This window comes from Arthrobacter sp. NQ7, from assembly GCF_029581595.2.
GTDB lineage: Bacteria > Actinomycetota > Actinomycetes > Actinomycetales > Micrococcaceae > Arthrobacter > Arthrobacter phenanthrenivorans_B.
The window spans coordinates 25,054-37,871 of sequence record NZ_JARFXU020000018.1 but is presented as its reverse complement, the minus strand read 5'-3'; the positions used below and the strand labels follow the sequence as shown (position 1 = coordinate 37,871).

The following is a 12,818-nucleotide window of genomic DNA, read 5'->3' as shown; positions in this document are numbered from 1 at the left end:
TAAAGCAGGATTCGCCGACGCATCAACATATGATGAGTAGGGCGGCAGGACCGTCCGGCTTCGGCTCTGCCGTGGCAAACATTACCCCCAACACGGCATCCGGCGTTAGGTTTTGGTCTCTCAAGTGCAAGTAGTCAGCATCAGCAGCCTCAAGGGTGGAGTCGGCAAGACTTCCGTCACCACAGGATTGGCGTCTGCGGCGCTGGCCGCGGGAGTCAGCACGCTCGTGGTGGACCTCGATCCGCATGCCGACGCCACCACCGCCCTCGGAGTCCACCCCGGTGACCAGCTGGATATCGGCAGGATGCTGAAGAGTCCCCGCCGGGCAAAGCTGGCTGAGAATGTGGTGCGCAGTACTTGGGCGGACCGCACCCCCTCCAATGGTTCCGGGCCCGCTGTCCTGGATGTCGCCGTCGGCTCCGCCTACACCGGCATCTACGACCGGCCGGACCTGGGCCGCCGCGACCTTCGCCGGCTTTCAGCGGTCCTGGCCGGCGCCGATGGCTACCAGCTGGTCCTGGTCGACTGCCCTCCGTCGCTGAACGGCCTGACCCGCATGGCCTGGGCGGCCAGCGACAAGGTTGCCCTGGTTGCCGAGCCGGGACTGTTTTCGGTGGCCGGAACGGAACGGACCATGCGCGCCATCCAGCTGTTCAAGCAGGAGTTTGCGCCCGGCCTGACACCGGCTGGCATCGTAGCCAACAGGGTGCGGAGCGGCTCCTCCGAGCACACGTACCGGCTCGCGGAGATGGAGTCCATGTTCGGCGAGCTGCTGCTGAGCCCGCGCATCCCGGAGCAGGCAAACTGGCAGCAAATCCAAGGCGCCGCCCACCCGGTGCACCATTGGCCGGGAGACTCCGCCAAGTCGGCGGCAGGTCTGTTTGATGACCTCCTGTCCAACCTGATGGCGGCCGGCAGCGGCCTGCGCAGCCGCGCGCGCTGACCAACCCCACAGACACTGATTGAAAAGCAAGGGCCGCCCTCCAGCTGGAGGGCGGCCCTTGGTCTGTCGTGAGGTTTTGGACGTCAGCTGATCTTCCGTGCGGCGCGGCGCTTGCTCAGCTCGTCGTCGGGAAAGGACTGCTCGGCGGCGTGCTCGCTGGGCAGCGAGGCAAGGCTGCCTTCAACTTCGCGCCAGACGCGACCCACCGCGATGCCGAAGACGCCCTGGCCGCCCTGGACCAGGTCGATGACTTCGTCGGCGGAGGTGCACTCGTAGACGCTGGCGCCGTCGCTCATCAGCGTGATCTGGGCCAGGTCCTCGACACCCCGCTCCCGCAGGTGCTCGACGGCGGTCCGGATCTGCTGGAGGGAAACTCCCGTATCGAGGAGGCGCTTAACCACCTTGAGCACCAGGATGTCGCGGAAGCCGTACAACCGCTGCGAGCCGGATCCGGCAGCACCGCGGACGGCGGGCTCAACCAGGCCGGTGCGGGCCCAGTAATCCAGCTGGCGGTAGGTGATGCCTGCAGCCTTGCAGGCGGTGGGTCCGCGGTAGCCCGCGTCTTCGTCCAGGACGGGGAGATCCTCGGTGAACAGGAGGCCTTGGGCACCGCTCACGGGCACAGCAACACCAGCCGTGGGCTGTTTCAGCCCGCCTGCTTCGCCTTTGGGACTCACCTGGATCCTCCTTGTCGTACGCTCCCCCGGAACTGACACGGCTGCCTTGGCATGAAGACCATGCGTGTAATTTTTCCGCGGGGCGCACTTTCCAGTGTGACTTGCGCGGGTGCCGTAAGCAAGGGAACTTGATACTTCGACGTTAGGCCCGGCGGGTCCCGAGGTCAAAGACCCTGGGGGCTTGGAAGAGGCGTGTCGAAAGTTTCAGGCTTAACTTTAACCTTAACGTGACCTTAGCCGTCGAAATCCTCTGGTTCCACGTCGTCCAGGAATTCGCGGAAACGGCGCAGTTCGCGTTCCTCATCCACCGTGGGGCCGGGCTCGGCGTCCTCCCCCTCGTCGTGCTCCGTAATGCGGACTCCGGCTTCATCCATGACGGAGTCGGCGCACCAGATCCGGCACTTCGCCCGCAGGGCGATCGCCAGGGCATCCGAGGCCCTTGAGCTCACCGTGGTGCCGTTCTCGAACTGCAGCTGCCCGTAGAAGATGTTGTCCTCCACGGCGACAATGTTCACGCTGACCACCGAGTGGCCCAGGGACTCCACCACGTCCACCAGGAGGTCGTGGGTCATAGGCCGGGGCGGAACCACCCCCTGCTGGGCCAGGGCGATGGCGCTGGCCTCCGGGGTGCCGATCCAGATGGGAACATGGCGTTCGCCGTGCATCTCCTTAAGCAGGACCAGCGGCTGGTTGGAAGGCAGTTCGATCCGAACGCCTACAATCTCGACTTCGATCATCAGATGTCCATGCGTGAGATGTGGTCCTGCACCAGGGCCCGGTGCAGGGTGAGGCAGAGGTCGCTGATCTCGCGGGCGGCCTCGGCTGCACGCGCCTGCGATGCCGGGTCCCTGCGCGAGGCAAGGGGTGCGACCGCGCGTTCCACCAGGCCGAATTCCCGTTCGGCTGCTGCCTGGAACGGCCGAAGGTGCCGGGGTTCCAGGCCGTGGCTTTCCAGCTGGACGCAGGCTCGGGCAACCTGGAGGGCATGCTCGTCGAACTGGCCGTTGCTGTGGCTGATGAGGCCGAAGTCCAGGAGTGACTGCAGCAGGGGAACACTGGCACCTGATTCGGTGCGGAGCTGTTCCTCACTCAGCTTGCGGCCGCGGCTCTGCAGTTCCGCCGCCAGCTCGTCAGAGACGATGCGCGGCGAAACCACGACGCCGGGCGGCAGGTTCTCCGGGCGCTCGCCCCTGTCGATGGCGTCAAGGTAGTCCTTGATGACTTTCAGCGGCAGGTACTGGTCCCGCTGCAGGGCCAGCACGAAGCGCAGCCGCTCAACGTCGCCGTCGGAATACTGCCGGTAGCCGGCAGGGGTCCGCCGGGGGTTGATCAGCCCTTTTTCCTCAAGGAACCGGATCTTCGACGCGGTCATACCCGGGAAGTCGGCGCTCAGCTGGGCGAGGACCTCGCCGATGTTCAGGACCTGGGGACCCCGGCGTTCCGGTTGTGCCATTGCCACAGGCAGCGGTCCCCGGGTCAGCTGCGGCCTGCGGCCGTGGCAGGGCTCAGGTAGAAGGTGAGGCGGAACTTGCCGATCTGGACCTCGCTGCCCGACTTCAGCTCCACGCGGTCCACGCGGTCATGGTTAACGTAGGTGCCGTTCAGGCTGTTCTTGTCCACGACTTCGAAGCTGCGTGCGGTGCGCCGGAATTCGACGTGCCGGCGGGACACCGTGACATCGTCGAGGAAAATGTCCGCGTCCGGGTGGCGGCCGGCAGTGGTGACGTCGGAATCCAGCAGGAACCGGGCGCCGGCATTCGGGCCGCTGTGGGCCACCAGCAGCGCCGAACCGGCGGGCAGGGCCTCCACGGAGTTGCGCTCATCCGAGGACAATCGGGGGGCGATGGTGGGTTCGTCGGTGACGGGGGTGAGGTGGATCGAGGTGGTCTCCGACGCCTTAGCCGCACCCGTGCCGTACTCCCCCTCGGCAGGGTTGTGTCTGTGGCCAGCCATGGATTCCTCCTCTTAGACGTTGCGGGCATCAGGCCCACAACCAACGTGTACTCTCCGACCCTGCCCGGCAGGTCCGGCACCGGCTCCCGCGATCCGGCCCTGACGTGCGAAGACGCGGTGCCTGCGACGCGGGGCCGGACCGGAATTACCGGTTAGCTTTAGCCTACCTGTTGTTCGTACTCGGATGCACTGAGCAGGGACTCAACCGCGTCGGGCTCGGCCAGTTTGACCTCGATGAGCCAGCCGTCGCCGTACGGGTCGGAGTTGATGAGGGCCGAATCGCTGTCCAGGGACTCGTTCCGGGCCACCACTTCGCCGGAAACGGGCGCGTAGATGTCGCTCACGCTCTTGGTGGACTCCACCTCACCCACCACTTCGTTTGCCGTAATCTTTGTGCCGACCTCGGGCATCTGGGCGTAAACGACATCCCCGAGGGCGTCCTGGGCAAAGTCGGTGATTCCCACGCGGACCACGCCGTCGGCATTCGGGGCGCTGACCCACTCATGTTCGGCGGTGTAGGACAGGTCTTCGGGAATGTTGCTCATGGGAGGCCTTTCATCGGGGTGCACGCCAAGGTCAAAAGGGGCCCGTCAATCGGGCCGCCGCTGAAAGTATAGGCATATCTGCCGGGGCCGGCACCGGCCTTTCTGACAGGATGGGATGCATGAGTGCAAGCACCGGTGCAACATTGTTGGGAGAGGACCGTTAGCCATGCCGGAACTGCCTGAGGTGGCTGGCCTGGCCACCTTCCTTGATGAACAGCTGCGCGGCTGCGTGGTCTCCAAACTGCAGGTTGTCTCCTTCGCGGTGCTCAAGACGGCGGATCCGCCCTTCAACGCCATCGAGGGGCGCACTGTGTCCGGCGTCCGCCGGTTTGGAAAGTTCATCAGCATCGACACGGACGGCATCTCCCTGGTGTTCCACTTGGCGCGCGCCGGCTGGGTCCGCTTCACGGACTCCCCCGCAGACAGCCAGTTGCGGATGGGCAAGGGCCTCATCGCAGTCCGCTGTACCTTCTCGGGCCCGAACGGTCCCCGTGGCCTGGACCTGACGGAAGCGGGTACCAAGAAGAGCCTGGCGGTCTACGTGGTGCGGGATCCACAGGAGGTGCCCGGCATCGCCGCCCTCGGCCCGGATCCCTTTACCGAAGCGTTCGACGCCGACATGCTGGCGGAGATCCTTGCCGGCAGCCCGCAGCAGATCAAGGGACTCCTGCGCAGCCAGAGCGTCATTGCCGGCATCGGCAACGCCTACAGTGACGAGATCCTGCACGCCGCGCGGATTTCGCCCTTCGCCATTGCGAAGTCCCTGGACCGGCAGACCGTGCAGGTGCTGTACGACTCCATCCACAGCGTGCTCGGCGAAGCGCTGGCGGAGGCGCGGGGCAAGCCGCCCAAGGACCTTAAGGACGTCAAACGCAGCCACATGCGGGTGCATGCCCGCACGGGCCAGCCCTGCCCTGTTTGTGGTGACACGGTGCGGGAAGTTTCGTTCGCGGATACGGCCCTGCAGTACTGCCCCACCTGCCAGACGAAGGGCAAGATCCTGGCGGACCGCAGGACGTCCAGGTTCCTGAAGTAGGAAGATCGGGCCCGGCAGTGGAGCAGCGCCGCAGGCAGGCCCCACGCCGGATGGGGTTGCGGTTCGGGACTTCCGGTCCTATCCGGGCATGCGGCCCGGGCGTAGCGTCGTGAGCAAGGCTCGCATGTCTCGATCAGCACGAAGGGGTCACAATGCGCCGCTACCGACCCGCCGTCCTCGGAATAGCCTTGGCCCTCGCGCTTGGCGGTGGCCTTGGGGGAACACCGCCGGCACCATCCGTGGCTGCCGCATCAGCGGTGGCTGGGCAGCGGGGCGTCCCCGCGGCGATGGCCGGGCAAACCGGCGACGATGCAATCGTCCAGCACTATGAGCAGCTCGGCGGCGCATCGTTCCTCGGCACGCCTGTCGGCAGCGCGTACGACATCGCCGGGGGCCGTGCCCAGGACTACACGGGCGGAACGATCTACTGGAGCCCGGGCACGGGAGCGCACGAGGTCCACGGCGCCATCCGCGGGCACTACCTCGCATTCGGTGGACCCGCAGGCCTGTTTGGCTTCCCGCTCACCGACGAAACGGCCACCCCAGGCGCCGGCGGCCGGTACAACGACTTCGCCGGAGGATCGATCTACTGGAGCCCCGGCACCGGAGCCCACGAAGTCCACGGCGCCATCCGCGGGCACTACCTCGCATTCGGTGGACCCGCAGGCCTGTTTGGCTTCCCGCTCACCGACGAAACCGCCACCCCAGGCGCCGGCGGCCGGTACAACGACTTCGCCGGAGGATCGATCTACTGGAGCCCCGGCACCGGAGCCCACGAAGTCCACGGCGCCATCCGCGGGCACTACCTCGCATTCGGTGGACCCGCAGGCCTGTTTGGCTTCCCGCTCACCGACGAGGCCACCACCCCAGGCGCCGGCGGCCGGTACAACGACTTCGCCGGAGGATCGATCTACTGGAGCCCCGGCACCGGAGCCCACGAAGTCCACGGCGCCATCCGCGGACAATATCTCACACTCGGCGGACCGGCCGGGGTACTCGGTTTCCCCTTGACGGACGAAACCGGCACCCCCGACGGTATCGGCCGGTACAACCACTTCAGCGGAACCAACGGTGGCTCCTCGATCTACTGGTCGCCCGCCACGGGAGCCCACGAGGTATATGGAGGCATCCGGGCCCAGTGGGTGGCCCTCGGCTGGGAGCGCAGCCGGCTCGGCTACCCGATCAGCGGCGAATACGGCATCACCGGTGGGCGCCGCAGCGACTTCCAGCATGGTTCGATCCTGTGGCACGCGGCCAGCGGCAGGACGGAGGTTATCTACACCAGTGTCCCGTCGTCGCTCCTGGGGGTGGACCTTGAACGCATACCGACCACGCAGAAGGTCGTAGCGCTGACGTTCGACGCAGGCGCCAACGACGCCGCCCTCCGTTCGATCCTCGGCACCCTCGCAGCCAACGGGGTCCCGGGCACGTTCTTCCTTACCGGAGACTGGGTGAACCAGTTCCCGTCCGACCCGGCGCTGATCTACAACGCGGGGTATCGGATCGGCAACCACTCGATGACCCATCCGGACTTCACCACCCTGACGGACGCCCAGATCGCGGCCGAGATCAGCGGCGCACAGAGGACCATCGAGGCAGCGGGAGGAGACCCCCTCCCGTTCTTCCGCTTCCCGTTCGGCGCCCGTGATTCGCGCACGATCGCTGACGTCAACGGTGCCGGCTACGCGGCCGTCCGGTGGACCGTTGACACCCTGGGCTGGCAAGGCACCATGAACGGAACCCGCGGACCGGGCTTCGTCGTCCAACGCGTCATGGCCTCCGCACAGCCCGGGGAGATCGTCCTGATGCACCTCGGCTCGAACCCCGACGACGGCTCAACGCTCGACGCCGCGGCCCTCCCCCAGGTGATATCCCAACTCCGTGCGGCAGGCTACGGCTTCGTTACCCTCGACGCCGCCCTCGGCTGACTGGCCGCTGTGCCCGGTACCGCCCGGGACACCGAACCACTACGAACCCAAAAAAGCGGAAAGCGCCGGAGAAATTCTCCGGCGCTTTCCGCTTTTTGGTCGGGCTGACAGGATTTGAACCTGCGACCCCTTGACCCCCAGTCAAGTGCGCTACCAAGCTGCGCTACAGCCCGCTGGTCCCGCCGTTCTCCGCTGCATTCGAATCCAAGGATTCTCATCAGCAGTCCGGCCGAACCACCTAGAAGAGCTTACACGATCCGAAGGGGTGCCAGTGACACTTTCCGGTGTTCAGCCCAAAGGTGTGTCGCAATTAACGCTTCCGGCCGCGCTTCTCGCGCACGCGCATGCTGACCTCGATGGGGGTCCCCTGGAATCCAAACGTCTCGCGCAGGCGGCGGGTGATGAAGCGGCGGTATCCCGGGTCCAGGAATCCGGTGGTGAACAGCACGAACTTCGGCGGCCGGCTGGAGGCCTGGGTGCCGAAGAGGATGCGGGGCTGCTTGCCGCCGCGGACCGGGTGCGGGTGCGCGGCAACGAGCTCGCCCAGGAAGGCGTTGAGCCGCCCGGTGGGGATGCGCTTGTCCCAGTTCTCCAGCGCCAGGTCAAGGGCCGGGACCAGGCGGTCCTTGTGCCATCCCGTCTTGGCGGAGATGTTGACGCGCGGCGCCCAGTCGACGTGGGCCAGGTCCTGCTCGATTTCGCGTTCCAGGTAGCGGCGGCGTTCGTCGTCGAGCAGGTCCCACTTGTTGAAGGCCAGCACCAGCGCGCGGCCCGATTCGATGGCCAGCTGCAGGATGCGCACGTCCTGCTCGCTGAGGACCTCGTCCACCGCAAGGAGGACGACGGCGACCTCCGCCTTCTCCAGCGCGGCCTGCGTCCGGAGCGAGGCATAGTAGTCCGCGCCCTGGGCCATGTGCTGGCGGCGCCGGATTCCCGCGGTGTCGACGAACCGCCAGGTGCGGCCGCCGAGTTCGATGAATTCATCCACCGGGTCACGGGTGGTGCCGGCGGTGTTGTCCACCACCACGCGTTCTGATCCGGCCAGCTTGTTCAGCAGCGAGGACTTGCCCACGTTGGGCCGGCCGATGAGGGCAATGCGGCGCGGGCCGCCGGAGCGGTCCGTTCCCTCAATGGTGGAGAACTCCGGCAGTACGTCCATGACGTGATCGAGGAGGTCGGCCACACCGCGGCCGTGCAGGGCCGAGACCGGGTACGGTTCACCGAAGCCGAGGCCCCACAGTGCGGCGCTGTCCGCTTCCTGGGCGAAGTCGTCCACTTTGTTGGCGACCATGATGACCGGTTTCTTGCTGCGGCGCAGCATCTTCATGACGCCTTCATCCGTGGCGGTGGCGCCGACGGCCGAGTCCACCACGAAGAGCACGGCGTCGGCGAGTTCAACGGCCATCTCGGCCTGTTCGGCAACCCGGGCATGGATGCCGCGGGCGTCGTGTTCCCACCCGCCGGTGTCCACCAGGGTGAAGTTGCGGCCATTCCAGTTGGCTGAATACATGACGCGGTCACGGGTGACGCCCGGGGTGTCCTCCACCACTGCTTCACGCCGGCCCAGGATGCGGTTTACCAGCGTGGATTTCCCCACATTGGGCCGGCCGATGATCGCCAGGACGGGATCGAGCTTGACCGGACCGTCAAATTCCTCGTCGCCGTATTCCCCGCTCAGGAGGGCAGCGTCATCCTCGTCAAGGTCGTAGTCCTCAAGGCCGGCCCGAAGGGACGCGGCACGCAGTTCCGCTTCGTCGTCGTCGATTGCTGCCAGCCGTTCGGCAACCTGGTCGGTGCCGGTGGGCGTGTATTCGTCCTCGGCGCCGGAAGGCCCGGAAGTCTGGGTGGTGTCGCTCATTGCACTGTCCTTAGTGGTCATCTGCCGGCGTCCCCGGCTACTGCTGAAAAGTCTTTGTGGTCAGCGTGGGGCAAGGGCTGCCCGCTGAGTTCTATGGTGTCCTGGACGTGCCCTGCCAGCGCGGCACGGATGTCCTGCGCCGCCCTGTCCATTGAAGCACGCCCGGTTTCGCCGGCCCGGCGGGCCAGCGTGAGGGCTGATCCGAAGCTGACGTGGAAGCGCCGGCCGGGCCGTGGCACGAAGTCCAGGTGCTCATCGCCCTGCCGGGTGCCCAGGACGGCAACCGGAACCACCGGTGCCCCTGAGTTCAGCGCCAGCCAGGCCACGCCGCCATTGATGTCAGCGGCTGCCCCGCTCCCCCGTGTTCCTTCTGGAAGGATCCCAACGCAGCGGCCGGCGTCGAGCACGTCCTTGCAGCGCTGCAGCGCAGCCCGGTCCCCCCGCCGGTCCAGCGGCAGCTGTCCGGATGCTGTGAGCACCCGGCCCAGGAAGCCCTTGAACATTTCCTGTTTCACCAGGATGTGCATTGGCCGCGGAGCAGCGCCGAACATCACCGGCCCGTCCAGGAAACTGATGTGGTTCGCGGCGAAAATCACCGGCCCGCCCGTGGGAACGTTGCTCCTGCCGGTCACGGTGGTCCGGTAGACCAGGTGGTCCAGGATCCAGCCAACCGGCCTGCTCCACGCCGTGGTGAGCGTGGAAGGCAGGCTTGCCCCGGCGTCAGTCACGGTTGAGGACCTTGGTGACGATCACGAGGGCTGCGTCCACAGTCTGTTCGAAGTCCAGGTCCGAGGAGTCCAGCGTGACCACACCGTCTGCCGCCTGGGTGAAGTTGACCACGGTGGAGTCCTTGGCATCCCGGTGCGTCACCTGGGCAGCCAGCTGCTCGGCGTTCTGCGTGCCGCCCAGCTGGATCCCGCGCCGCCGCAGCCTGGCTTCTTCACTGGCGGTGAGGAGCATGCGCACCTCGGCGCCGGGAGCGACGACGGTGGTGATGTCCCTGCCTTCCACCACCATGCGGCGGTGGTGCTTTTCAATCAGGTCCCGCTGCCGCCGGATCAGTTCGGTCCGGGCACCGAGGGTAGTGGCCACTGCGCTGACGGCGGAGGAGATGGCCGGCTCGCGGATGGCGTCGGTAACGTCCACCCCGCCCACCCGCACGTATTCCTCCAGCGGGCTGGTGCTCAATTCCAGGGCGAAGTCCCGGGATGCCTGCTCCACGGCAGGAGTATCGGCAAGGTCGATGCCTTCGGCCAGGCAGTACCAGGTCAAGGCACGGTACATCGCCCCGGTGTCCAGGTAGGCCAGCCGGAGCCTGCGGGCGACTTCCTTGCTCACGCTCGATTTACCTGAGCCTGACGGCCCGTCGATGGCAACCACCAGCGGCCGGCCGATGCGCAGCGCGCGCATGGTTTCGAGGAGTTCCTGTGTCATTACTGAAGTACCCGCCATCCGCGGTCGTTGAGAGCTTCGATCAGGTGGTCGTGCTTGTTCGGCAACACAGACAATTCCACCATGCCAACGTTCTGACCGGAGGAATGGTCCAGGCGCAGGTCTTCGACGTTCACGCCGATTTCACCGATTTCGGTGAGCAGCTGCGCGATCTGGCCGGGTTTGTCGTCCACCAGGACGGTGAGCCAGGAGTAGGCCTGCGGCGGCCCGCCGTGCTTCCCGGGAATCCGGGCCTGGCCGGCGTTGCCTTCGCTGATGAGCTGGGCGAGGTCCAGCCGTGCACCCGGGGCGGTGGGCTGTTCGAGCGTCCCGATGAGGCGGTTCAGGTCCTCACGGACGCCGTACAGGATCTCCACCACCTTGGCTGCATTGCCGCCCAGGATCTGCACCCACAGGGTGGGATCGCTGGCAGCGATCCTGGTGACATCGCGCAGGCCGTTGCCGGCCAGGGACAGCGCATGCAGCGGAGTACCCTGCAGGCGGCTGGCCAGCAGCGACGACATGACCTGCGGCAGGTGCGACACCAGGGCCACGGCTTCATCATGCTCATCGGCGCTGAACTGCGACACCACCGCTCCGAGGTCCGAAGCGAGCGAACGGGCCACCTGCAGGGCAGCACCGGACGTCTCCTCCGAGGGGCAGAGCACCCACGGCATGGAGGTGAACAGTTCGCCGCGCGCAGCTACCGGGCCGGACTTTTCCCGGCCCGCCATGGGGTGGGTTCCCACGTAGCGTGACAGGTCGGCGCCGAGGCTGCGGAGCCGCGACAGGATGTCGGCCTTGACGCTGGCAATGTCCACCACGACGGCGTCGGGATAGTCAGCGAGCGCCTTGGACACCACATCCGCAGTAACGTCCGGCGGTGCGGCGACCACCACGAGCTGCGGGCCGGCCCCGCCAAGGTCCGCCAAAGGACGTCCGGCGCCGATGTCCACCGCCACGGCCTGATTGGTGGGCGAGGGGTCGGAAAGGAACACCGGCACGCCCCGCCCCCGCAGCCCGAGCCCGATGCTGGCGCCAAGCAGCCCGGTGCCGATGACCACCACCGGGCCGTCCAGATGGCCGCGGCCCTGGCTTTTGAACGCGGACATGCCCTAGAGCCCTACGGATGCCAGCAGGTGGCCGACTTCCTGCTTGCCCAGGTTGCGGATGCTGCCCTGGCGCTGGTCGCCCAAGCCAATGGGGCCCACCTTGACGCGGACCAGGCGCTGGACCGGGAAGCCGACGGCGTCGAAGAGGCGGCGGACAATCCGGTTCTTGCCGGAGTGCAGCACAACTTCGATCAGGACGTGGCCCGGGGTGGAGTCCACCAGCCGGAAGGAGTCAACGTTCGCGAAGCCGTCCTCCAGTTCGACGCCGGACTTCAGTTGCGCTCCGACGCCCTGCGGGAACGGCCCGCGCACCTGCACGAGGTAGGTCTTGGGGACCTCGTAGGACGGGTGGGTCAACCGGTTGGCAAGTTCGCCGTCGTTGGTCAGCAGGAGCAGGCCTTCGGTGGCGACGTCGAGCCGGCCGACGTGGAAGAGGCGTTCGGTGGTGTTCTTGTTGCTCTTCAGGAAGTCGCTGATGCACGGCCGGCCTTCGGGGTCCTCCATGGTCGACACCACGCCCTTGGGCTTGTTGAACACCATGTAGACCAGGTTCTCGTCCAGCTGGATCCGCAGGCCGTCCACGTGGATTACGGCCGTCTTGGGGTCGACACGGACGCCGAGTTCGGTGACTACCTTGCCGTCCACCTCGACGCGGCCTTCCGCGATCATCTCCTCGCAGACGCGGCGGGAGGCAACTCCTGCGGACGCCATCACTTTTTGCAGGCGCACGCCGTCGGCATCGTGGAGGTCCGACTGGGGAACGCTGCCGCGCGGCCCCTTCTTCCGCGCGGGTTTGCGGACCGGGCCCAGGTTCTGGCCGAAGCGTTCGCTGCCGAAGGCGCGCGAAGCTGCCGCCCCGGGAGCACCGGTGCGCGGCTTGGGCTTGGGCGCACCGGGAGTTCCCGGGGCCTTTTTGGCGCCGGGCTTGCGGGCGGCAGGCTTGCGCGACGACGGCTTGGCACCCTTGGTGCCTTCGGGCCCACGGCTCTGCTGGTCCCCTGCGAGGTCGGGGTCGATGAAGCGTTCTTCGCGCGGCTTCGGCGCGCGGTGCGGCCTATCGGCGCCGAATCCGGCGGCGCGCTTGCCGGTTCCTCCGCGCGAGCCGCCGCCGAAGCTTCCGCCCTGCGCGTTGCGCTGCTGGGCATTGCCCCGCTGGCCGCCGCGTTCGTTGCCGCTGCGTCCTGATCCGTTACGTGGTGAACCCTGGCGTCCCGCCTGTGTCATGACCCGTCCTTCGAGATGTGTTGGCCGGCAGAGATGTCCAAGGACAACCCTATCCAGCCGTGCAGACTTCGTCTGCCCTGATGAATAAACCTGTAAACAAACCGGCGCCGG

Annotated in this window: 12 protein-coding genes, 1 tRNA gene and 1 pseudogene; 3 read left to right on the top strand and 11 right to left on the bottom strand. The window is 66.9% G+C overall.

Going from position 1 to position 12,818, the window contains the following annotated elements; genetic code table 11:
* The first annotated feature begins 124 nt into the window (after positions 1–124).
* Positions 125–943: a ParA family protein gene (locus PUN71_RS16890; protein WP_110545615.1), complete on the top strand. Its 819-nt coding sequence runs from the start codon at positions 125–127 to the stop codon at positions 941–943.
* 83 nt (positions 944–1,026) lie between these two features.
* Here the strand turns inward: PUN71_RS16890 and PUN71_RS16885 are convergent, their stop codons facing one another.
* The 5 genes from PUN71_RS16885 to gcvH form a co-directional block, all read right to left on the bottom strand.
* The gene (locus PUN71_RS16885) at positions 1,027–1,620 is read right to left on the bottom strand and encodes a MerR family transcriptional regulator (RefSeq protein WP_018763528.1); all 594 of its coding nucleotides are present in this window, start codon (positions 1,618–1,620) and stop codon (positions 1,027–1,029) included.
* A 233-nt stretch (positions 1,621–1,853) separates the two neighbouring features.
* Positions 1,854–2,357, bottom strand: coding sequence for a bifunctional nuclease family protein (locus PUN71_RS16880; protein ID WP_043453120.1), 504 nt, complete (start codon positions 2,355–2,357; stop codon positions 1,854–1,856).
* On the bottom strand, positions 2,357–3,073 hold the full coding sequence (ftsR, locus tag PUN71_RS16875) for a transcriptional regulator FtsR (RefSeq protein ID WP_277799352.1): 717 nt from the start codon (positions 3,071–3,073) through the stop codon (positions 2,357–2,359). Before ftsR ends, PUN71_RS16880 begins: the two co-directional genes overlap by 1 nt.
* 23 nt (positions 3,074–3,096) lie before the next feature.
* The gene (locus PUN71_RS16870; protein ID WP_043453128.1) at positions 3,097–3,573 is read right to left on the bottom strand and encodes an FHA domain-containing protein; all 477 of its coding nucleotides are present in this window, start codon (positions 3,571–3,573) and stop codon (positions 3,097–3,099) included.
* Between the two features lie 158 nt (positions 3,574–3,731).
* Complete coding sequence (gene gcvH, locus PUN71_RS16865; protein WP_043453131.1) at positions 3,732–4,118, bottom strand: glycine cleavage system protein GcvH; 387 nt, start codon at positions 4,116–4,118, stop codon at positions 3,732–3,734.
* Positions 4,119–4,284: 166 nt separating this feature from the next.
* On the opposite strand from gcvH, the gene PUN71_RS16860 reads away from it, so the two are divergent.
* The gene (locus PUN71_RS16860; RefSeq protein ID WP_277799351.1) at positions 4,285–5,154 is read left to right on the top strand and encodes an Fpg/Nei family DNA glycosylase; all 870 of its coding nucleotides are present in this window, start codon (positions 4,285–4,287) and stop codon (positions 5,152–5,154) included.
* A gap of 152 nt (positions 5,155–5,306) precedes the next feature.
* The gene (locus PUN71_RS16855) at positions 5,307–7,082 is read left to right on the top strand and encodes a polysaccharide deacetylase family protein (protein WP_277799350.1); all 1,776 of its coding nucleotides are present in this window, start codon (positions 5,307–5,309) and stop codon (positions 7,080–7,082) included.
* Positions 7,083–7,178: 96 nt separating this feature from the next.
* Here the strand turns inward: PUN71_RS16855 and PUN71_RS16850 are convergent.
* The 6 genes and pseudogenes from PUN71_RS16850 to PUN71_RS16825 all read right to left on the bottom strand — a co-directional run bounded on the left by PUN71_RS16850 (position 7,179) and on the right by PUN71_RS16825 (position 12,707).
* A tRNA-Pro gene (locus tag PUN71_RS16850) sits at positions 7,179–7,255 on the bottom strand.
* A gap of 137 nt (positions 7,256–7,392) precedes the next feature.
* Positions 7,393–8,940: a ribosome biogenesis GTPase Der gene (gene der / locus PUN71_RS16845; protein ID WP_277799349.1), complete on the bottom strand. Its 1,548-nt coding sequence runs from the start codon at positions 8,938–8,940 to the stop codon at positions 7,393–7,395.
* Positions 8,941–8,950: 10 nt separating this feature from the next.
* A pseudogene (locus PUN71_RS16840) lies at positions 8,951–9,668 on the bottom strand (lysophospholipid acyltransferase family protein).
* Entirely contained in the window at positions 9,661–10,374 is a 714-nt protein-coding gene (cmk, locus tag PUN71_RS16835; RefSeq protein ID WP_277799347.1) for a (d)CMP kinase, read from the bottom strand. The pseudogene PUN71_RS16840 and the gene cmk overlap by 8 nt, the downstream one beginning before the upstream one ends.
* Positions 10,374–11,483 carry a prephenate dehydrogenase gene (locus tag PUN71_RS16830; protein ID WP_277799346.1) on the bottom strand — a complete coding sequence of 370 codons (1,110 nt, stop codon included), beginning with the start codon at positions 11,481–11,483 and terminating at the stop codon, positions 10,374–10,376. Before PUN71_RS16830 ends, cmk begins: the two co-directional genes overlap by 1 nt.
* A gap of 3 nt (positions 11,484–11,486) precedes the next feature.
* Entirely contained in the window at positions 11,487–12,707 is a 1,221-nt protein-coding gene (locus PUN71_RS16825; protein ID WP_277799345.1) for a pseudouridine synthase, read from the bottom strand.
* Positions 12,708–12,818: the final 111 nt, after the last annotated feature.